At 69.0% G+C, this 19188-nt stretch carries 21 protein-coding genes; 7 read left to right on the forward strand and 14 right to left on the reverse strand.

What is annotated here, in order from left to right; all coding sequences use genetic code 11:
* Positions 1-1095 carry a DUF2125 domain-containing protein gene (locus tag FHT36_RS15250; protein WP_169123347.1) on the reverse strand — a complete coding sequence of 365 codons (1095 nt, stop codon included), beginning with the start codon at positions 1093-1095 and terminating at the stop codon, positions 1-3.
* 108 nt (positions 1096-1203) lie between these two features.
* Between FHT36_RS15250 and FHT36_RS15255 the strand changes: the two genes are divergently transcribed.
* Positions 1204-1872 (forward strand): gamma-glutamylcyclotransferase, encoded by a 669-nt coding sequence (locus FHT36_RS15255; RefSeq protein WP_169123348.1) that lies wholly within the window; start codon positions 1204-1206, stop codon positions 1870-1872.
* 11 nt (positions 1873-1883) lie between these two features.
* Here FHT36_RS15255 and FHT36_RS15260 read toward each other — a convergent pair whose 3' ends face one another.
* The 5 genes from FHT36_RS15260 to ftsE form a co-directional block, all read right to left on the reverse strand.
* A complete protein-coding gene (locus FHT36_RS15260) occupies positions 1884-2300 on the reverse strand; it encodes a hypothetical protein (protein WP_169123349.1) in 417 nt (138 codons plus the stop codon).
* A gap of 33 nt (positions 2301-2333) precedes the next feature.
* Positions 2334-3140, reverse strand: coding sequence for a 1-acyl-sn-glycerol-3-phosphate acyltransferase (locus tag FHT36_RS15265; RefSeq protein WP_169123350.1), 807 nt, complete (start codon positions 3138-3140; stop codon positions 2334-2336).
* A gap of 43 nt (positions 3141-3183) precedes the next feature.
* Positions 3184-3927, reverse strand: coding sequence for a YdcF family protein (locus tag FHT36_RS15270; protein WP_169123351.1), 744 nt, complete (start codon positions 3925-3927; stop codon positions 3184-3186).
* Between the two features lie 109 nt (positions 3928-4036).
* The gene (locus FHT36_RS15275) at positions 4037-4999 is read right to left on the reverse strand and encodes an ABC transporter permease (RefSeq protein ID WP_169123352.1); all 963 of its coding nucleotides are present in this window, start codon (positions 4997-4999) and stop codon (positions 4037-4039) included.
* Positions 4986-5645, reverse strand: a complete 660-nt coding sequence (ftsE, locus tag FHT36_RS15280; RefSeq protein ID WP_024276652.1) for a cell division ATP-binding protein FtsE — start codon at positions 5643-5645, stop codon at positions 4986-4988. Before ftsE ends, FHT36_RS15275 begins: the two co-directional genes overlap by 14 nt.
* 213 nt (positions 5646-5858) lie before the next feature.
* On the opposite strand from ftsE, the gene hpt reads away from it, so the two are divergent.
* The gene (gene hpt, locus FHT36_RS15285) at positions 5859-6395 is read left to right on the forward strand and encodes a hypoxanthine phosphoribosyltransferase (protein ID WP_169123353.1); all 537 of its coding nucleotides are present in this window, start codon (positions 5859-5861) and stop codon (positions 6393-6395) included.
* Positions 6396-6434: 39 nt separating this feature from the next.
* Here hpt and FHT36_RS15290 read toward each other — a convergent pair whose 3' ends face one another.
* The 5 genes from FHT36_RS15290 to FHT36_RS15310 all read right to left on the reverse strand — a co-directional run bounded on the left by FHT36_RS15290 (position 6435) and on the right by FHT36_RS15310 (position 11058).
* A complete protein-coding gene (locus FHT36_RS15290) occupies positions 6435-7070 on the reverse strand; it encodes a hypothetical protein (protein ID WP_169123354.1) in 636 nt (211 codons plus the stop codon).
* Entirely contained in the window at positions 7067-7933 is an 867-nt protein-coding gene (locus FHT36_RS15295; RefSeq protein WP_169123355.1) for an ABC transporter permease, read from the reverse strand. Before FHT36_RS15295 ends, FHT36_RS15290 begins: the two co-directional genes overlap by 4 nt.
* A complete protein-coding gene (locus FHT36_RS15300; RefSeq protein ID WP_169123356.1) occupies positions 7930-8733 on the reverse strand; it encodes an ABC transporter ATP-binding protein in 804 nt (267 codons plus the stop codon). The genes FHT36_RS15295 and FHT36_RS15300 overlap by 4 nt, the downstream gene beginning before the upstream one ends.
* Positions 8730-9716 carry a YVTN family beta-propeller repeat protein gene (locus FHT36_RS15305; protein ID WP_169123357.1) on the reverse strand — a complete coding sequence of 329 codons (987 nt, stop codon included), beginning with the start codon at positions 9714-9716 and terminating at the stop codon, positions 8730-8732. The genes FHT36_RS15300 and FHT36_RS15305 overlap by 4 nt, the downstream gene beginning before the upstream one ends.
* Positions 9717-9780: 64 nt before the next feature.
* On the reverse strand, positions 9781-11058 hold the full coding sequence (locus FHT36_RS15310) for an ABC transporter substrate-binding protein (RefSeq protein ID WP_169123358.1): 1278 nt from the start codon (positions 11056-11058) through the stop codon (positions 9781-9783).
* Between the two features lie 220 nt (positions 11059-11278).
* Between FHT36_RS15310 and FHT36_RS15315 the strand changes: the two genes are divergently transcribed.
* The 3 genes from FHT36_RS15315 to FHT36_RS15325 are packed head-to-tail and all read left to right on the forward strand — an operon-like array spanning position 11279 to position 13341.
* Positions 11279-11770 carry a DUF3280 domain-containing protein gene (locus FHT36_RS15315; RefSeq protein ID WP_169123359.1) on the forward strand — a complete coding sequence of 164 codons (492 nt, stop codon included), beginning with the start codon at positions 11279-11281 and terminating at the stop codon, positions 11768-11770.
* 54 nt (positions 11771-11824) lie between these two features.
* A complete protein-coding gene (locus FHT36_RS15320; RefSeq protein WP_169123360.1) occupies positions 11825-12361 on the forward strand; it encodes an SRPBCC family protein in 537 nt (178 codons plus the stop codon).
* Positions 12361-13341, forward strand: coding sequence for a cytochrome D1 domain-containing protein (locus FHT36_RS15325; protein WP_169123361.1), 981 nt, complete (start codon positions 12361-12363; stop codon positions 13339-13341). Before FHT36_RS15320 ends, FHT36_RS15325 begins: the two co-directional genes overlap by 1 nt.
* Positions 13342-13547: 206 nt before the next feature.
* Here FHT36_RS15325 and fae read toward each other — a convergent pair whose 3' ends face one another.
* Entirely contained in the window at positions 13548-14054 is a 507-nt protein-coding gene (gene fae, locus FHT36_RS15330; protein ID WP_169123362.1) for a formaldehyde-activating enzyme, read from the reverse strand.
* Between the two features lie 533 nt (positions 14055-14587).
* On the opposite strand from fae, the gene FHT36_RS15335 reads away from it, so the two are divergent.
* Both FHT36_RS15335 and htpX read left to right on the forward strand, forming a co-directional pair.
* On the forward strand, positions 14588-14794 hold the full coding sequence (locus FHT36_RS15335; RefSeq protein ID WP_024276641.1) for a hypothetical protein: 207 nt from the start codon (positions 14588-14590) through the stop codon (positions 14792-14794).
* Between the two features lie 119 nt (positions 14795-14913).
* Positions 14914-15825, forward strand: a complete 912-nt coding sequence (htpX, locus tag FHT36_RS15340; protein WP_169123363.1) for a zinc metalloprotease HtpX — start codon at positions 14914-14916, stop codon at positions 15823-15825.
* A 24-nt stretch (positions 15826-15849) separates the two neighbouring features.
* Here the strand turns inward: htpX and FHT36_RS15345 are convergent, their stop codons facing one another.
* Complete coding sequence (locus FHT36_RS15345; protein WP_169123364.1) at positions 15850-17688, reverse strand: heparinase II/III family protein; 1839 nt, start codon at positions 17686-17688, stop codon at positions 15850-15852.
* A 49-nt stretch (positions 17689-17737) separates the two neighbouring features.
* Positions 17738-19108, reverse strand: a complete 1371-nt coding sequence (locus tag FHT36_RS15350) for a transcription antitermination factor NusB (RefSeq protein ID WP_169123365.1) — start codon at positions 19106-19108, stop codon at positions 17738-17740.
* Between the last annotated feature and the right edge of the window lie 80 nt (positions 19109-19188).

Consider the following 19188-nt stretch of genomic DNA (forward strand, 5'->3'; position numbering starts at 1 on the left):
TCAGAACAGCGGCGGCACGATGCCCACCGGGAAGCCGGCGAGCTTGAGCGTTCCGTTGTCGAAGGACAGTGCGAAGATCGCGCCCTTGCGGCCCTCCACCTGGCCCGGCTTGCCGACCATGGCGAGCGCGCTGACGATAGGCGCGATCTCCCGCGGGATGGCGCCGGCCTTGTCGAGCCCCTGCACCAGATCGTTGATCCCGGCGAAGCCGAGATCGAGCTTGCCGTTGATCCGGCCCTGCGGATCGAGCGCGACCGCGCCGCTCGCCGTCACGGCGATCTTCGGCGAGGTGATGTGGAAACGGTCGAGCTTGGCGACGCCGCCCGCATCCGCCCAGGCGCGCAGACGCTGCGCCACCGACATGGGCCGCAGGTCCGCCGAAGCCGTCACCGTGCCCTGAAGTGCCATCTCCACCGGTCCCTGCGCGCCGAGCGCATTGAGCAGCGCGCTTTCCCCGCCGCTGAAGCCGGACGCATAGTCCACGCCGTCGGGCTTGCCGTCCTGCCCCGGAGAGCGGCGGGCGTGAAACTCGAACAAATGGGCGGAGAGGATCGACACCGGCTGCGCGCCGGCGGCGCCCGGCTGCTCCAGCTTCAGGTCATGCGCCTGCAACGAGAAGCGCTCTGGTCGGCCGGAGAGATCGCCGACGCCGCTCATCTGCAGCAGCGACCACACGGCCACATAGGACTGCCCGGTGTTGAGGTCCTCGACCCGCGCCGGCCCGATGAAGTCGGCGACGATGTGGTTGGGGGCCCACACCTGCGCCACCGCCTCCACCGAGGCTGCGGTGAAGCGCATGGCGTCGCCGCCGACGGTCTCCAGCTTCGGCATCAGGCAGCGCAGCTCGAAGCGGAAGGGGAAGCCGGCCAGATGGCGGTCGGTGCAGGTCCAGATGCGGCCGAGCTTCGCCTCGCGGCCGATCCAGGCGTCGATCTCGCGCTCGGCGCGCCCGGCGGCATAGAACCACAGGCCGCTCCAGGCGATGGCAGCGATCACCACCAGGGCCACGGGAACGATGACGAGCCACGGCTTGGGGCGGCGCCCCGGGGCTGTGGGCGCGGGCGGGACAGGGGCGGACGAGACAGGAGCAGACATGGACATCCTTGCGGCTGGCCACGGTCGCCCGTGGCTTGCGATGGTCCTTGCCGGCTGTTAGGCGACGGTCCGGCGTTTCTGTCAACGCCGGGAAGGTATGTCGGGGCCATGGCGGACGAGCGGTCGGCGAGCGGAGGCGGCAACGCGCCGGAGGCGGCGGGGCAATCGGTCACGCCTTCCACAGCGGCAGCGGGTCAGCACGGCGATGTCTGGGTGTTCGCCTACGGCTCGCTCATGTGGAATCCAGGCTTCGCCTTCGTCGAGCGCTGCGAGGCGCGTCTCGTGGGCGCCCACCGCACCCTGTGCGTCTATTCCTTCCACCATCGCGGCACGCCGGAGAAGCCGGGGCTGGTGCTCGGCCTCGATCTCGGCGGCTCCTGCCGGGGCATCGCCTACCGGGTGGCGGCGGCGGAATGGCCGCAGACCCATGCCTATCTCACCGAGCGCGAGCAGATTTCCGGTGTCTATCGCGAGGCCATCCGGCGCGTGCGCCTGCTGGACGGATCGGGGCGCGATGCGCCGGCGGTGGCCTATCTGGTCAACCGCGCCCATCCCCAATATGCGCGGGGCCTGACCCTCGACGACCAGCTGGCGCTGGTGCGCCGCTCCCACGGCAAGTCGGGGCCGAACACGGATTATGTGGTAGCGACGGTGAAGGCGCTGGAGAGCCTCGGCATCCGCGACCCGGGCCTCGCCTATCTCACCCAACACCTGACGGCGAGCCACGCTCTGCCCCCCGTTCTGCCGGATGATGCGGAGGGCGACGGGTCTCCCTGAGACCGCGCTCCTTACGCCGCGTGGCGGCGGGCGGGCAGGCAGAGCGCCTGCATGGCCGGGCGGGGGAGCTGCGAAGCCTCGCCGCGATCCATTGCATTGCGGTCCATCAGGCGACGCAGAGCGGGCGCATTCTCCTCGCCGAACACATGGATGTGGATTTCGTCGCCACGCATCCTGAGCGCGGCCGTGCGGGCATTGCTCGCCGGCCCGGCCCACATGGCGATGGAGCCCGCGGGCGTGCGCCGCGAAACCACCGCGAGGGCGTCCGGATAGTCCGGAGCAGCGTCGGGCCGATAGACCGAAAACACATGGCGGACGCCATCTTCGTCGCGCCAGAAACGGTAGCGCGCACCGAGGGCGGCGTGCTTGAGGCCGTTCAGGCCACCGGCGTCCACAAGGGGGACAAGGAGCGAATCAGTTGCGTTCATGAGAACGAAACTAGAACGATCCCCCGCGATCGATCAAGAGTTTTCCACAGGGGTGGACAACGGGGACGACTCAGCCTCCGCGCGCGCCCTCAGATTAGCCGGCGCGCGCGGCCCGAGTTCCGCCAGTCCCTCGGCGAGAAGGCGGTCGCTGGCGGCCTCGATGTCGGCCTCCAGCCGGGCCATGATCTTCTGCCGCGGCAGCCCCGGCGGGATAGGCGGGAGGATCTCGACCAGGATGGTTCCGCGTCGCTTCAGGATGCTCCGGCGCGGCCAGTAGAGGCCGGAATTGAGCGCAATGGGCAGGCAGGGCACGCCGAGGCTGGAATAGAGGTGCGCCACGCCGAACTTGTAATCCGGCGGCGCGCCGGCCGGGCGGCGCGTGCCTTCCGGGAAGATCAGGATCTGCCGGCCCTCGGCCATGTCGGCCTGCGCCCGCCGCGTCATGGCCTTGAGCGCCGCCGAGCCGCCCTTGCGGTCCACCGGGATCATCCGCGCCCGCGCCGCGAACCAGCCGAACACCGGAATGGACATGAGTTCGCGCTTCAGGATGAAGGCGGGGTCCGAGAACAGCGGCAGCAGCGCCAGCGTCTCCCAGGCCGACTGATGCTTGGAGGCGATCAGGAGGGGGCCCTCCGGGATGTTCTCGATGCCGCGAAACTCCGCGCGCGTCCCGACGATCACCCTCAGCAGGAACATGGTGGTGGCCACCCACCACAGGACGCCGGTGCGCCACAGCCCCTGGCGCGACAGGAACGGCAGCAGAGGCAGGAAGGCCAGCAGATAGAGGGTCGTCACCAGATAGAAGGCGATCTGGAAGACGAGCGAACGCAGGAAGGTCAAGGCGGTCTCCCTGCCCCGCGGCCGGGCGGCCGGGAGCGCGTGTTCAGTGCGACGCGGCGGCCGCCCCGGCCGGCGGCGCGGTACCGGCCCCGGGGCCCGCCACCGCCTGGGCGGGACGGATCTTCACCGTGGCCATGATGTACTTCAGATATTCCTTCACCAGCAGCTTCAGCGTCCCGGTATCGGTCCACCAGTTTTCCGGCTCGGTGCGGCTGGTGACGACGGGATAGGCCACCAGCTCCACATCGGGAAGGGCACGCGACAATTCCATCATGGCGCGCGGCATGTGCCAGGAGGATGTCACCACCACCAGCGAGCGGAACCGCCACTCGCGCGTCCATTCGGCGGCCTCGAGCGCATTGCCGCGCGTATTCAGGGCCTTGTGGCCGAGATCGATGCAGCAGTCCATCAGTCGCTCGCCGTCCGGCAAGGCGCGGCGCATCTCGTCGGACGAGGTGGTGGGATTGACGCCGGTGATGAGCAGGCGCTGGCCGAGCCCTTCGTTCAGCAGGGACACGGCATCGACGATACGCGACGGCCCGCCGGTGAGCACGACGATGGCATCGGCCGGCTTCACGCCGGCGGGCTCGCGCCCGGCGATCTGGGTGGTGAAGGCGACGAAACCGGCGCCGGCGACGATGGCCCCCAGCCCGCCGAGCGCCACAGAGGCGACGGCGAGGCGGCGCAGCAGGCTGCGGCGCGGTGCCGGAGATGGCCGCGTGTTCGTGGTCGCCCCGCTTCTGGCCGTGCCGGTATCGGACTGCCCGGGACCGATTTGCGCCCTCATCCTGCGCTCGGTGCTCGACATGGTCATGGGACCGACGATGGCGCCGGAATGCGGCAGGGGCGAGGTGACGCACCCCCGGCCACGGCCACCCCCACCGCCGGGACGGGAATCATGTGATCGTCCTCAACGTGCGGTAAACGGTGACGCGGGAGGTGAGCGCCGTCGCCAGCGCCACGATCGCCACAGACACGGCGATGCCGAAGAACCCCAGATAGCCGGGATTGAGCCAGCCGAGCACGGTGGGCAGTTCCGGATCGCCGCCGAGGCCGAGGCGCGGGAGCGCGGCGAGCGCCCCGAACACGGCCGCCGCCGAGAGCCCGCCGATGAGGCCGCCCTCGGCGCCGATCTTGAGGAAATGGCGCTGGAACTGGGCGGCGATGAAGCCGTCGCGCGCACCGACGAAGTGCAGCACCTCCACCACCGAGCGGTTGGTCGCCACCGCCGCGCGGGTGGCGAACACCACCGAGAGCACGGTGGCGAGGCCGACCAGTACCAGCAGCACCACCGCCACCAGCATCACCCCGTCGGTCACCGCCACGAGGCGGCGCGACCAGCCGCGGTGATCGTCCAGCGTGGCGGTGGGGATACGGTCGGTCAGGGTCCGCTTCAGCCGGGCGAGATCAGCCGGGCCCGCGCCGTCGAGGCGCACCACGATCACCCGCGGCACCGGCAGGTCGCCGAGGTCGAGCCCCGAGCCGAGCCACGGCTCCAGCAGCCGGGAGGTCTCCTCGGGGGTGAGGATGTGCACGTCGGAAATGCCGGGCGTCTTGCGGGCGATGTCGGCGGCGGCCTGCACCTGGGCGTCGGTGGCCTGCTTCTCGCCGGCACGAATCTGGATGGTGACTTCCTGCGTCACGTCGGAGCGCCACTGGCTGGCGGTCGCCCGCACCGCCACCGCCGTGCCGATGGTGAGGCCGGCGAGGAAGGTCATGATGGCCACCACCGCCACCAGCGCGCGCCCGGCGATGGTGGAGGACGGCACGATGGAGGCCAGCGCCCGCGCCTTGGCGCGCGGCGCCTCGCCTGCGTCCGGCGGCTTCTTGGGCTGGCTGGTGGCGTCAGTCGTAGACATAGAGGCGACCGTCGGCGATCACGAGGCGGCGGGCGTCGTACTGGTCCATGAGCGCGATGTCATGGGTGGCCAGCAGCACCGACGTGCCGGACTTGTTGAGTTCGATGAACAGGCGGAGCAGGCGGCGGGCGAGTGTCGGGTCCACATTGCCGGTGGGCTCATCCGCCAGCAGGAATTCCGGCCGCCCGATGAGGGCGCGGGCGATGGCCGCGCGCTGCTTCTCGCCGCCCGAGAGCACCGGCGGCAGGACGTGCATGCGGTCGCCCAGGCCGACCCAGCTCAGAAGCTCCGTCACCTCGCCCCGATAGCTCGCCTCCTCCTTGCCGAGCACGCGCAGCGGCAAGGAGACGTTCTCGTAGGTGGTGAGGTGGTCCAGCAGGCGGAAATCCTGGAAAACGATGCCGATGCGCCGGCGCAGCACCGCCACCTCGTCGGGATCGAGGGAGGACACATCCCGCCCGAACAGGGTGATGAGCCCGCGCGTCGGCTTCAGCTGAAGGAAGAGGAGGCGCATGAGCGTCGTCTTGCCGGCCCCCGACGGGCCGGTCAGGAACTGGAACGAATTGGGCTCGATGCCGAAGGACACGTCCTTCAACACCTCCGGACCCATGCCGTACCTGAGGCCGACGTTCTCGAACCGGACCACGCCCCAACCCTTCGCTCGAATCGCGCCGCGGCGCCCCGCCACACCATAAACGAAGCGGAAGGCGTCGCCACAGGGGCGCGGAAAGCCCGCCTCGCGCGATTGCCGAAGGGTGGGGAAGGGCTGTCCCGCATTGCGCGCGCCGGGCCCGGCGGCTATTTCGGAAGGGCGCCCGCAGCCTCAAAGGCCACGCTCGCGCTCTGGCGAAGAGGGATCATGAACCTGCCGAACGTCAGCGTCCTCTATGACGAGAACCGCATCGCCGCGCGCAATCACGCCCTGGCGGTGGAGATCGCCGCGTTCGCGCCGGAACGGCTGCTCGCCGTGGCGGTGCTGAAGGGCTCCTTCATCTTCGCCGCCGATCTTCTGCGCGCCATGCACACGTCCGGCCTCGCGCCGGAGGTGGAATTCATGCACCTCTCCTCCTATCGCGAGGCGACCATCTCCTCCGGCCAGGTGAAGATCCTGAAGGACGTGGAGAGCGACGTGCGCGACCGCGACGTCCTGCTCATCGACGACATCCTGGAATCCGGCCGCACCCTCGCCTTCGCCAAGGACCTGCTGATGGCGCGCGGCGCGCGGCGGGTGCTGGTGTGCGTGCTGCTGGAGAAGCCGGGCAAGCGGGCGGTGCAGATCGAAGCCGATTTCGTCGGCTTCACCTGCCCGGACGTGTTCGTGGTCGGCTACGGCATGGATGTCGCCCACGCCTTCCGGCAACTGCCCTTCATCGGGCACGTGGAAGGGCTGGAATAGCCGACGGGGCTGCGCCCTCCCCGCTTCAGCCGACTTATCTCAGCCGCCCTTGGCCTTCAGCCGGGCCTGGATCTGCTGGCCGATGTCGAAGGCCCGCTGCTCCAGCAGCACCGGCGTCTCGCAGACATAGATGAGGGACTTGGCGCGCTCGTCGAAGATGCGGGTGTCCCAGTTGAGCTGCTCGTCGAGCTTGCGGCTCTCCGCGGTCTCGGGCGCGGTGATGGAGGTCTGCGCCTTGCTCAGCGCGTCGCCCTCCTCACGGATGCGGTCGGCGAGGCGCTGCTGGCCGCGGGCATAGCGCTCGATGCCGTGGATGAGCCTACTGCGCTGATCGTTGATGATCTCGTAGACACCGGCCATCACCCGGAGTAGCCCCTTGTCCGCCTCGGCGCCAGCCTCCTTCACGAAGCCGTCGAGCAGGGGACCGAACTCCTTCGCCGGCGTGCGGCGGGAGGCGAGCTTGACCGCGAGGCCGGCGGCATCCTGGTCGTCGGTCCATTTCCCGGCGGAGGCCGGGTCCGGGCCGCTCCACACCTGCGCAAGGTCGATCTCCGGCGTCTTGCGCTGCGGGCAGGGCCAGTCGGGATCGCTCTTCGGCTGGGCGGCCAGCGGCGACGCCATCAGGAGACCGGCTGCCGCGAGGGCGGCCGAGGTGGCGGCAAGCGAACGGATCACGCGGCTTCTCCTTTTGGCCCGCCCCGCCGCCCCATGATGCCGCGGCCCGGATCGTAGGCGACGACGGCGAGAGCGAAGAAGACGATGGTGGTGCCGAACACGACGGTGAAGGCCTGCGGCTCGAACGCGCCGTAGAGCGCGTTGCGCACCAGTTCCACGGCATGGGTGAAGGGGTTGAGAAGGCAGACGATGTAGAGCGTCTCGCTGGCATCGCGGATGCGCCACAGCGGGTAGAGCGCCGACGATGCGAAGAACATCGGGAAGATCACGAAGTTCATCACGCTCGCGAAATTCTCCAGCTGCCGGATCAGCGAGGAGATGACGAGCCCGATGGCCCCCAGCATCAGCCCGGTGAGGATGAAGGCGGGCAGCGCGGTGAGATAGCCCATGGGCGGGATGTCCACCTCCCACAGCCGGGCGATGGCGAGGAAGACATAGACCTGCGCCAGCGACACGCTGACCCCCGCCACCAGCTTGGACAACAGCAGATACCAGCGCGGGAAGGGGCTGGTCAGCAGCACCCGCATGGAGCCCACCTCCCGGTCGTAGACCATGGAAAGGGACGACTGCATGCCGTTGAACAGCTGGATCATCACCGCGAGGCCGGGCGTCACATAGACCTCGTAGAGCACATAGGTCTCGTAGGGCGGGATGATCGAGACGCCGAGGGTCGAGCGGAAGCCGGCGGCGAAGATGAAGAGCCACACCAGCGGCCGCACCAGCGCCGAAAGGAACCGCTCCTTCTGCTGCACGAAGCGCAGCAGCTCGCGGCCGACAATGCCGGACATGCACACCAGATAGCCGGCGGGGCCGAGGTGGCGCGCGGGCGCGGCGGGTCTCTTTCCGACGCTGGCCTCGCTCATGCCGCGTCCTCCGACCGCGCCGCCGTCATGGCCCGGAACGCGGCCTCCAAAGCCGCCGTGGGGCCATCCGGCGCGCGCTCTTCCGCCGGCCTCAGATGCGCGCCGGTCACCTCGCGGGCGGTGCCATGGGCGATGATGCGGCCCTTGTCGAGCACGTAGATGAGATCGTCGGCCCGCACCTCGTCGAAGATGTGGGTGGCCCACAGCACCGCGAGCCCTTCTTCCTCCACAAGCCGCCTGACGATCTCGACGATGGCGGAGCGGGAGGGCAGATCGAGCCCCACCGTCGCCTCGTCCAGCAGCAGCAGGCGGGGGCGGTGGATGAGCGCGCGGGCGATCTCCACCCGCCGCGACTGGCCGCCCGAGAGGGTGCGCACCTTGTCGTCGATGCGGTCGGCAAGCCCCACCAGCGCCAGCAACTCGCCGATGCGGGCCTTCACCTCCCGCCCCGCCATGCCGTGCAGCGCGCCGTGATAGGCAAGGTTCTGCCGGACCGACAGGTCGAGATCGAGCGTGCGGCTCTGGAACACCACGCCCAGCTCCGCCAAAGCGGCGGAAGGCGCGCGGGAGAGGTCGTGGCCGAAGATGCGCACCCGCCCCTCGCGCGTCGCATAAAGCCGCGTCGCCAGGGAGAACAGCGTGGTCTTGCCCGCCCCGTTCGGCCCCAGCAGCGCGACGAAGCGGCCGTCGGGCACGGTAAGCGAGACGCCATCCAGCGCGCGGCGCGCGCCGAAGGCGTGGCTCACCGCCTCGATCGCGAGCGCCGGACCTTGCGCCGGAACCTGCACGCCATCGCTCATTGCGGCGAGACCACCACGCCCCACGGCGCGCCGCCGACCTTGATGGACTTCACCACCTTGAGGTCCTGAACGTCGATCACCGAGACGTCGTTGGAATTGCCGTTGGTGGTGAAGAGCAGCTTCTCGTCCGGGGTGAAGGCGAGCTGCCACACGCGCTGACCGACGAGCAGATATTTCTGCACCTCGAAGGTCTCGGCATTCACCACCGCCACGCGGTTCGCCGGGCCCAGGGCGACGAAGGCGGTCTTGCCATCCTTGGTCAGGCGCACGCCCACGGGCTGGATCGCCTCCTTGGACACGCCGGGGATCTGGAACGTGACCTTGTGGATGATCTTGCGCGTCTCGGGATCGATCACGGACACCGTGCCGCCGACCTCGGCCGACACCCACAGACGCTTGCCGTCCTTGGAGAATTCGGCGAAGCGCGGGCGCGCGTCCACCAGCACGTTGGCGACGATCTTGTTGGTCTTGGTGTCGATGAAGTGGGCCATGCTGGTGGTTTCGGAGGTCGCCACCAGCGTCGTCCCGTCCGGGCTCACCGCCATGCCTTCCGGCTCGGTGCCCACCGGCACCTGCGCCACCACCTTGTTCTGCTCCACGTCGAGGACCGTGACCTGGTTGTCGTCCTCGTTGGCGATGTAGAGCGGATTGCCCGAGGGATGCAGCGCGAAGAGTTCCGGGTCCGGCCCGGACTTCAGCTTGCGCATCACCTTGAGCGTTGTGGGATCGATGGCCAGCACCGCATGGTCGTCGCTGGCGCACAGGAACAGCACCTTGCCGTCCGGGCTCATGGTGATGCCGCGCGGCCGGCGGCCGATCTTCACCGTCTGCTTGGCCTCCAGCGTGGTGGAATCGATGACGGTGATGGAATTGCCGCGCTCGTTGGAGACGTAGACCGTATAGGCCGAGGCCGCATCCGCCGCCGTCAGCGCAGCGGCTCCGGCGAGAAGGGCAACGAGCCGGCGCAGGGCGGTCGGGGTCATCGGGTTTCCTCCAGAATTCGGGCGTGTGTGGCGCGATTCCTGTCGCGCGCTTTGTCCCGGCATTTCAGTTCAGCCGGCATTTGGATTCGCGCTCGTCCACGCCAAGCGTGTCGAGCGGGGTCTTCTGGTGCAAAAAGCCCTCCTCCGGCGCCACCGAGACGATGCCGAGGGGCTGGGCGATGAGGAGGGGCTGGCGCACCTGCTGGTCCCAGGGCCGTACGCTCACCGGCACGCCCTTGAAGGCGGCGAGGCTGAAGTCCGGCGAGCGCATGAACTTCGCCAGCGCCACCGGGTCCGCCGTCTTGGCGCGGGTCGCGGCCTCGCCGACCATGCGCACGGCGAGCCACGCCTGGTAGTCGGTCGCGCGCATGGGGCGGCCCGTGGCGCGCAGGAAGCGGTTCTGCAATTGGGCCGAGCCCCACGCATCCTGTGCCGGATGCCACGTGCCCGCGGTCAGTCCCTGCGTGCCCACCACGAGGCGGGGCTCGAAGGTGCGGAAGGGGATGTAATTGCCGAAATCATTGACCTCGTCCGCCACCACCAGCACGTCCGCATCCACGCCCCGGCTGAAGACGAGGGCATCGGACCGGGTGATGCTGTCGGAGCGGTCGCGCCCCAGCGGGCCGAAGGTCCACGGCTTGTCGGCGACGATCTTGAGCCCGAACTTCTTCGCCGATTTGCGCAGCGCGTCGGCATAGAGCTGGTCGCCCGGGTTCGGCCCGACGATCAAGAACAGCTTGGTCCAGCGCTTCATGGCGAGGAACTGCATCAGCGCATCCGTCAGCATCGCCCGGCTGGGCGCGACGTGGAAGACGTCCGCCCGGCACTGCTCGGCGCGCAGCGCATCGTCGGTGGCGCCGATGTTGAACAGGGTGACGCCCTTGCCCTTCACCGCATCGTCCACCTTGAGAAGGTCCGCCGCCGGCAGGTTGACGACCAGAAGCTTGATGCCGCCATCCGCCAGCTTGCGCGCCGCCTCGCCCGCATCCTCGTCCTCGGCCAGGGTGACCGGCTCCAGCGCAAAGCTCTGGCCGGTGAACTGGCCGGTCGTGTTGTTGTCCTTGATGGCGAGTTCGGCACCGGCCACCGCATCGTCCGCCGGCACGGCGAGCAGATCATAGAGCGGCGGCGGGGGAACCTCGCGGGTGAGAAGGCCGAGCCGCAGCTCCACAGGCACGGTCGTTTGGGCGGCTTCGGCGGTCGGGGCGGCACCGCCTGCCGGCTGCTGCGCCCGCGACATCCCGACACCGCCCACGGCGCTCAGCAGCACGGCGCAAGCAGCGGTGAGAAGCAGGCGGGGCCGACGCAGCCGCGGCCATTCGAGACGCCAGGCAAGGCTCATGGGCAATCGGGGCTCAGTCGATCCGGGTCGTCGAGAGGGGAAGATGTAGCCATCATCAGCCAAAAACGGCAACCGAATAGACATAAGAAAACAATAAGATGATCTCTCCTTGCCAGCGGCTGGGCGGCTGTGACACGCTCCGGACTGCCAAAGGTTCCCGATGATGTCCGGCGCTCGTTTCGTCTTTGCCCTTCTTTTCGCAGGCGCAACATTTTTCGGCGTGACAGGCCGCAGCCTTGCCGCGCCCGTCCCTGTGGCCATCTTCGGCTTCGAGTTATTTGACGATACGGCAGACCAGAGCAAAAGCATCCAAGCGGAACAGGACGCACGGCTCAAGCTCATCAATGCGGAGCTGGTGCGCCTCCTCGTGGAGAGCGGGCAGCTGACGCCCGTCGATCTCAAGCCCTTCGCCGCACGCATCGACGAGGCCTCCCCCTTCTTCAAGTGCAATGTCTGCGAGAACGAGATCGCCGCCGACGCCGGGGCGCGGCTCGAGGCGGTGGGGGTCGTGCGCAAGGTGTCGAACCTCATCCTGTCCATCGAGCTGCAGGTGCGCGAAGTGGACCTCAAGGGCGTCGAGGGCAGCGCCAAGGTGGTGCGCGCCGGGCAGGTGGATATCCGCGGCAACACCGACGAATCCTGGATGCGCGGCGTGCGCTACCTGGTGAAGAACCGCATTTTTGCCCCGGGCCTGCCCGAGCTTTCCCAATGACGCGGCCGTCCGGCCCGTTCACCATTGACCAAACAGTGTTGGAGGAACGTTTCCATGAGGCAGATGATTGCCGCCGCGGCGGCGCTTGCGGTCGCGATGATCCCGCTCGCCGCTGACGCGCACGGCCCCACCCGCAAGAAGGTGACGGAGAGCGTCGAGATCAACGCGCCGGCTGACAAGGTCTGGGCCGTGATCTCCAATTTCCAGGACATGAGCTGGCATCCCGCCGTCGACAAGCAGGAAGGCAAGGGCGGCAACGCAGTCGATGCCACGCGCCTGCTCACCCTCAAGGGCGGCGGCACCATCGAAGAGGTGCTGGTGAAGTACGAGCCGGAGCAGAAGAGCTATGCCTACCGCATCAATGCGGTGGACGTGAAAGTGCTGCCGGTGACCAACTATTCCTCCACCATCGCAGTCATTCCCGTCGACGCGACCCATACCAAGGTGGAGTGGCGCGGCGCCTTCTATCGCGGCTATCCCAACAACGATCCGCCGCCGGAACTGAGCGACGAGGCCGCCGTCGCCGCCGTGACCGCGGTCTATCGCGGCGGGCTCGACGCCCTGAAGGCCAAGGTCGAAAAGGGCTCCTGATGGCCCGGCTGCGGCGCGCGGCGGTCGTGGCGGGCTTCGCCGCGGCGGCTGCGTTCCTCGTCGCGTCCCGGCCGTCGGGCGCGGCGGAGGCCTTCATCACGAACCAGCCCGGCAATGAGGTGGCGGTGGTGGCGCTCAATGGCGCCGCCGCCCCGCCTAAACTCGTCGCGCGCATTCCCGTGCCCGGCGAGCCGGCCGGCATCGCCGTGAGCCGGGACGGAAGCCGCGCCTTCGTCACCAGCCCCGAGGGCAAGGCCCTGTCGGTGATCGATACGGCCACACGGCAGGTCGAGAAACGCATCCCTGTGGGCGGCGGTCCGCTGGGCGTCGCGGTCGCGCCCTCCGGCAAGCCCGTCTATGTGGCGGACTGGTATTCGTCGCGCCTCGTGGTGGTGGATCCCGACCGGCCCGACGATCTGCGTATCGCCCACACCGGCGCCTCCCCCTCCGGCGTGGCGGTGACGCCAGATGGCGCCCTCGTGCTCAGCGCCGATCGGGACGACGATCAGGTCTCCATCATCGATGCGGCGAAGCTGGAGCGGGTCGCCATCGTCAAGGTCGGCACTCGCCCGTTCGGCATCACGCTCTCCGAAGATGGGCGCACGGCCTACACGGCCAATGTGGGCTCGGACGACGTGAGCGTCATCGATGTCGCCGCGCGCAAGGTGGTCGGCACGGTGAAGGTGGGCAACAGGCCCTATGCGGTGGCGCTGGCCGGCCCGCTCGCCTTCGTGACCAACCAGTATGCGGGGACGGTGAGCGTGTTCGACACCACGACCCTCGCGCCCCGCGCCACCATTTCCGTGGGCGAATATCCCGAGGGCATTGCCGCCTCGGAGGATGGGCGCGCAGTCTATGTGGTGAACTGGTTCGACAATTCCATGAGCGTGATCGACACGCAGACCCTGAAGGTGGTCTCGACCCTCGAAGTGGGCGACGGCCCGCGCGCCTTCGGCCTCTTCCTGCGCCGGACGCCCTGACGCGCGCGTTCCCCGGCAAGCGCCCCTGAAACGAAAACGACTGGCGGGGAACCCGCCGCAAGATCCACCGAAACGAAAACGACCGGCGGGGAACCCGCCGGTCGTCGTTCTTTTGGCCTCTATCGCAGAAAGATTGCGGCCAACCGCTGGAGCAGACCCTTCGGCATGGGCGGAGGGTTGCCGCTCTGTCCAGGGTGGTTTCCGCTCTAGGCCGCGAAGGGGTGCTTGGCTTCGTTGCGCTTGTCGGTCGCTTCCTTGGCGGTGGGGGTACCGGCCACGGCGCGCGCGATCGAGAGCTTGGTCGCCTCGTAGTTGTACTGCTGGATCTTGGCGTCGTCGGCCGCTTCCCAGTGGATGAACACACCCACGCAGATGAAGAGGTCGTCGGCTTCCTCGACCGGGATCACGCCTTCCGCGACCGAGTCCTGCACCGCCTTGGCGACGCCGTACTGGGCGGGGCCGAACATCTGCACGGCCTGCCGGGCGTCCTTGATGGTCACCTTGTTGAACATCACGGTGTTGGGCTTGCAGGGCAGGTTCGGCGCGAGCACCGCGAGGAGGGACGTGAAGCCATCCTTGTTGTTCGTCAGGCTGGTGACGAACGCCGTCTCGGCCGCGCTGCCGCGCGGGCCGATGATGAGGTCGATGTGGGCCACCTCGTTGCCGTCACCGACGAGCGCCTCACCAACCAGAACCTTGCTAATCTTAGCCACCTTCTGTCCTCCCTCGTAGATCGACTAGGGATGACCGCCCCCGAAGACAGTTCCGGACGGCGGTCCTATGCCGCCTACCCTTGTTGTCAGCGCTCGGCGCGGAATGCCGAACCGGTTCACCAGATAGCGCGCGGAGCCTAGCCGCGCGGAGGCTCGCCTGCAAGCCGCCGCGGCCGCGAATCCATGCCGCGGCGCAGCGTGAAAAATTGGCCGGCAAAACGCGTGCGGAACGCCCGGCGGGCGGCGCCCGGGAAGGACCGTGACCTGCCCTTGGGGGCGGCATCGGGCGGGCGCGCGCCGGGCGTGATCGGCAAAATGTGGCCGGAAGTATTGCGGTTGTTTAATACCAATCTTCCCGGACAAGCTTGCCAAACATTCCTGTTGGCACCTGACTTGCTTCTTAATTTTTGCACAGATTGCCCGGGAGAAGGCAGCCTGCCAGGTCAGTACTTCGTAAAAGGCGAGCGAAGGTTTGTCGCAGAGGGACGGAAGCAGGGGAGTGGCACGCAGCGCCGATCTCAGGAACCCTGGTCATGTTCATTGTTCTTTATGCCTGCCTCATCAGTGCTCCGGCCACCTGCCGGGAGGAGAAGCTCAGCTTCTCCATGGAAGCGAGCGCGCCCATGACCTGCATGATGTCCTCCCAGCAGGCCATCGCGCAGTGGAGCGAGAGTCACCCGCAGTGGCAGATCGGCCGCTGGAAGTGCGTGGCCGCCGACCGCCTCATGCGCGACATTTGAACGGCGGGGCGCACAGCGCCGATCTGCCGTTGCGGCATGCCCGCCCTTGAACGGGGCGCCATGCCTTCCCATCCTCTAGTCCAAGGTCCGCGTCCTGTGCGCGGCACCGGGAGGGATGGATGAATCACCTGAAGACGGCGATCCTGCTCGCCGGCATGACCGCCCTGTTCATGGCCGTGGGCTTTGCCCTCGGCGGACGCGGCGGAATGATGATCGCATTCGTGGTGGCGGCAGGCATGAACCTGTTCAGCTACTGGAATGCGGACAAGATGGTCCTGCGCATGTACGGCGCGCGGGAGGTGGATGAGCGCACCGCGCCGGAGTTCGTCGGCATGGTGCGGGAGCTGGCGCGGCGGGCGGATCTGCCCATGCCGCGGGTGTTCATCATGGACAACCCCCAGCCCAACGCCTTCGCCACCGGGCGCAATCCGCAGAACGCCGCGGTCGCCGCCACCACCGGCCTGTTGCAGACGCTGACCCCCGAGGAAGTGGCGGGCGTGATGGCGCACGAGCTGGCGCACATCAAGCACTACGATACCCTCACCATGACGATCACGGCGACCATCGCCGGCGCCATCTCCATGCTGGCGAATTTCGGCATGCTGTTCGGCGGCGGCAATCGGGACAATAACAATCCCTTCGGCTTCATCGGCACCATCCTGATGGTGTTCCTGGCGCCGCTCGCCGCCATGCTGGTGCAGATGGCCATCTCCCGCTCCCGCGAATACGAGGCCGATCGGGGCGGTGCGGAGATACTGGGGCGGCCCATGGCGCTCGCCTCGGCGCTGGCAAAGATCTCCGGCGAGGCGCATCAGGTGCCGAACTATGAGGCAGAAGCGAACCCCGCGACTGCACACATGTTCATCATCAATCCCCTCTCCGGGGCGCGGATGGACAATCTCTTCTCCACCCATCCGGCGGTGGAGAACCGCATCGCGGCCCTGCGCGACCTGTCCCAGCGGATGGGCGGCGGCGGCTTCACCGCCCCCGGCCCGGCCCCGGCGCAGCCGCGCCGAGGGCCGTGGGGGTGATGCTGGGAGGGATCGGTCGGGGCCTCAGCCCCGGCCCGGCCGCACCGGCGGCACGCTCTGGGCTTCCCGGGTGCGCACGAAGGTCCAGATGACGCGCGGCGTGCGGGCGACTTCGCCCGTGAGCACCAGCTGGGAGGTGCGGCGCGGCCCGCCGCTGGCGGCGAGGTCCACGCTCTCTTCCACCACCAGGGGCAGATGCGGCGCGGCAAACGCCCAGGCCTCGCCGTTGGGCAGGCTGAGCAAGGCGGTATGGGGATCGTCCAGCCGCTCCACCGTCACAGACGGGTGCAGGTGGAAGCGAATGGCGAAGGTCTCCGCCGGCAGCGCGCCGCTTTCGTCCACCGGCTTGAAGATGTCCTCTCCGTCGAGCCGGTTGCCCTCCAGCGCCAGCCGCCAGGAGCGCTGGTGCAGGAGGTTGAACGCCTCGGCATAGCCGTCATGGCTGGCGCGCAGCAGCAGCGCGTTGTTCCGCGTGCCGCGCTGCACCTCCACATGCTTGGGGCCGGCGACGATGGGCGCGCCGAAGATGCGCGTCATGGAGCCGCCCTGCAGGAAGCGGCAGGAGGAGGTGTCGGCGATCACCGCCGTGGAATGCGCCGCCGTGGAGCGGGCCACCTGCCGCCACATCTCGCGATGCACTTCCGGCACGCCGCAATTGATAACAATGCGCTGGCGGGCCGAGGAGAATTCAAAGGCGAGGCAGCTCGCATGCGCCTCCCAGCTCGCCACGGCGGGGGGCGGCGGGCCGGTGTCGGCGATCAGCATCAGCGAGCGGGCGTCGAGCCGCTGGTAGCCGGAATAGGGGGCGTTCGCCACCGGCGCGCCGCGCGCATCGTCGAAGGCGAGGATGGTGGCGAGCTGGTCCGCCGCCGTGTGGCCCATGCCGTGGAAATGCGCGAAGGCGCCGTCGCCGTGCCGGAAGAAGCGCAGCATGGGCATCATGCGGTCCACCGCATTCATCAGCGCAGCCGGGGCCTGCTGGTTGCGGGCGGTGAAGGCCTGGCGCAGCGGCAGAAGGTCCAGCAGCAGCTCGATGAGCATGCCGGGATTACGGGTCAGCGGGCCGCCATCCGGCAGAATCTGCCGGTCCAGCTCCTCGGCGAGGCGCTTCTGCGCCGCCTTCAGGAGGCGCGGCTGGTCGGACATGCACAGCCCGGCGAACACCAGCGCCACGACCGCGATAAGGCGGGGATAGCCGTCCGGCGCATCGCTCGCCATGCGGCGCAGCTGGCGCACCTGCTTCGCCAGCGAGCGCATGAAGCGGCGGTAGAAATCGTGATCGGCGTCCTGCAGCAGGAAGGTCGCCTGGGTGAGCCAGGAGATGATGCGCCGCGCCGCCACGTCCGGGCGCGCCGCCACCGCCTTGGCCTTGCCGGGATCGCGGATGAAGTCGCCGACGAGGGCACGGGCATTGGCCCGGGCAATGGTGGTGTTGGCGGCTTTTAGGTGCCGCAGCCAGCCGAAGCCGTGCAGCGCCTCCGCCCATTCCACGGAGGGCGGCACCAGCTCGAATACGGTGCGGCCATCGAGCGCCATCACCTTGCCGGCGAAGGCGAAGCGGCCGGAATAGATTTCGCTGGCGACGGTGGCGTCGCCGGTCCTCAGGTCCTGGGGCGCGATGAGAAGGCGTTCGGGGACCGGTACAGGCACATAGCCGAGCGGCACGGCGCGGCCGCCAATGCGCGCGAGCACCGTCTGCGACCAGAGCTCCACCAGGAGGGTCGCCAGTTGCGTGCGCTCTCGCAGCCCGCCTCGGCTCACGGCGCCTCCCGGCGTGTGGGCGTGGCCCTTTCCGGCCAGCGTGCCGACCAGATTTCTGGCCACGGCCTGCAGCGGGCCCGCCGATCCATTCCAGATACCCATGCGCCTGTCTTCACCAGCCTCTAGCCCTTGCGGGAGGCCGGGGCGCGGGTCAGCCTCCGGGGCTTCCCTTGCGCCGCAGCCGGGCGGCGAAGAAGCCGTCGAGTCCCGACCGCTCCGCCTCCCCCCGCATCCAGTGACTTGGAAGAGTGCGCACATCCCCTTGAGGAGTTATGAACAAATCGAGGCCGTCCACCTCTCCGGCGCGAAGCGGCTCCCGTTCCACGTCCTTTCGGGCGGCCAGAAGCCGCTCCACCTGCGCCTCACCCTCCTCCGGCTCCAGCGAACAGGTGGAATAGACGACGAGGCCGCCGGGCTTCACGAGGTCGATGGCGTGATCGAGCAGCCGCGCCTGCAGCGTGGCGAGGGTCGGGATGTCGGACGGCCGCTTGGACACCGCGATGTCCGGATGCCGGCGCAGGGTGCCGGTGGCCGAGCAGGGCGCGTCGAGCAGCACCGCATCGAACGGACCGCCGGCGAAGGTCGCGGCGTCGCCTTCCACCACGGTCGCGGCGAGGCCGAGCCGCGCCAGATTGTCCCGCAGCCGGGTGAGGCGCGCGCCGGAGCGATCCACCGCCGTCACCTGCGCACCGGCGGCGACCAGCTGCGCCGTCTTGCCGCCGGGGGCGGCGCACAGGTCCGCCACCTTCAGCCCGTCCACTTTGCCGAGCAGCCGGGCCGGAAGGGCGGCGGCGGCGTCCTGCACCCACCATTCGCCCTCCGCGAAACCGGGCAGCGCCCGCACCGGCCCGGCCTGGAGGATGCGCACCGTGCCGGTGGGCAGCACCTCGCCCGAGAGCTTGCCCGCCCAGCCTTCGGGGTCGGTCTTCACGGTGATGTCGAGGGGCGGCTCCACCCGGTGCATGGTGGCCATGGCGCGCGCGGTCTCGGCGCCATAGGCCTTGATCCAGCGCTGGCGCAGCCAGTCGGGCGTGTCGGCGAAATCGGGATCGACCCCGACCATCAGCGCCTCGCCCTCCCGCGCCACCCGGCGCAGCACGGCGTTGACGAGGCCGGCAAAGCCCACGGTGGAGCGGTCGGCGCGGGCGAGGTCCACGCTGAGACCCACCGCCGCATGGCTCGGCACGTCCATGAACAGGATCTGCGTCGCACCGGCGAGCAGGACCGATTCCAGCCGCGGCGCCGACTTGGGAAAGCCGCGCTCCATCAGCTTGCCGAGCACGGTGCGGAGCGTCCCGAGCCGCCGCAAGGCGGTGGCGACGATGCGATAGGCGAGCGCCCGGTCGCGCGGCTCGAGCGCCGGGCCGTCCAGCGCCTCTTCCAGCGCGGCGCCCTGCCGCAGCACGGCTTCCAGAGCGTCGACCGCGACGGCACGCGCGGACAATCCGGGGGGGGCGGCAACGGGCTTGGGGCTGCCGCCGGGGCGGCGGGAGGAGGCGGGAGCGCTGCGGGGAGTCTTCATCGGGGAAGGTAGAGCACGAACCGGGGCCGCCCGCCAACGCCGCCAAAGGGCGGCCCCTCCGGCATCTCCCGCCGATACCG

Source organism: Xanthobacter sp. SG618 (assembly GCF_012932745.1).
GTDB lineage: Bacteria > Pseudomonadota > Alphaproteobacteria > Rhizobiales > Xanthobacteraceae > Xanthobacter > Xanthobacter flavus.

What these genes read in the sequence shown, in the direction of transcription:
- FHT36_RS15250 (WP_169123347.1), bottom strand. Translation starts at nt 1,095, where the DNA reads ATGTCTGCTCCTGTCTCGTCCGCCCCTGTCCCGCCCGCGCCCACAGCC.
- FHT36_RS15255 (WP_169123348.1), top strand. Translation starts at nt 1,204, where the DNA reads ATGGCGGACGAGCGGTCGGCGAGCGGAGGCGGCAACGCGCCGGAGGCG.
- FHT36_RS15260 (WP_169123349.1), bottom strand. Translation starts at nt 2,300, where the DNA reads ATGAACGCAACTGATTCGCTCCTTGTCCCCCTTGTGGACGCCGGTGGC.
- FHT36_RS15270 (WP_169123351.1), bottom strand. Translation starts at nt 3,927, where the DNA reads ATGAGGGCGCAAATCGGTCCCGGGCAGTCCGATACCGGCACGGCCAGA.
- FHT36_RS15275 (WP_169123352.1), bottom strand. Translation starts at nt 4,999, where the DNA reads ATGTCTACGACTGACGCCACCAGCCAGCCCAAGAAGCCGCCGGACGCA.
- hpt (WP_169123353.1), top strand. Translation starts at nt 5,859, where the DNA reads ATGAACCTGCCGAACGTCAGCGTCCTCTATGACGAGAACCGCATCGCC.
- FHT36_RS15295 (WP_169123355.1), bottom strand. Translation starts at nt 7,933, where the DNA reads ATGAGCGAGGCCAGCGTCGGAAAGAGACCCGCCGCGCCCGCGCGCCAC.
- FHT36_RS15300 (WP_169123356.1), bottom strand. Translation starts at nt 8,733, where the DNA reads ATGAGCGATGGCGTGCAGGTTCCGGCGCAAGGTCCGGCGCTCGCGATC.
- FHT36_RS15305 (WP_169123357.1), bottom strand. Translation starts at nt 9,716, where the DNA reads ATGACCCCGACCGCCCTGCGCCGGCTCGTTGCCCTTCTCGCCGGAGCC.
- FHT36_RS15310 (WP_169123358.1), bottom strand. Translation starts at nt 11,058, where the DNA reads ATGAGCCTTGCCTGGCGTCTCGAATGGCCGCGGCTGCGTCGGCCCCGC.
- FHT36_RS15320 (WP_169123360.1), top strand. Translation starts at nt 11,825, where the DNA reads ATGAGGCAGATGATTGCCGCCGCGGCGGCGCTTGCGGTCGCGATGATC.
- FHT36_RS15325 (WP_169123361.1), top strand. Translation starts at nt 12,361, where the DNA reads ATGGCCCGGCTGCGGCGCGCGGCGGTCGTGGCGGGCTTCGCCGCGGCG.
- FHT36_RS15335 (WP_024276641.1), top strand. Translation starts at nt 14,588, where the DNA reads ATGTTCATTGTTCTTTATGCCTGCCTCATCAGTGCTCCGGCCACCTGC.
- htpX (WP_169123363.1), top strand. Translation starts at nt 14,914, where the DNA reads ATGAATCACCTGAAGACGGCGATCCTGCTCGCCGGCATGACCGCCCTG.
- FHT36_RS15345 (WP_169123364.1), bottom strand. Translation starts at nt 17,688, where the DNA reads ATGGGTATCTGGAATGGATCGGCGGGCCCGCTGCAGGCCGTGGCCAGA.
- FHT36_RS15350 (WP_169123365.1), bottom strand. Translation starts at nt 19,108, where the DNA reads ATGAAGACTCCCCGCAGCGCTCCCGCCTCCTCCCGCCGCCCCGGCGGC.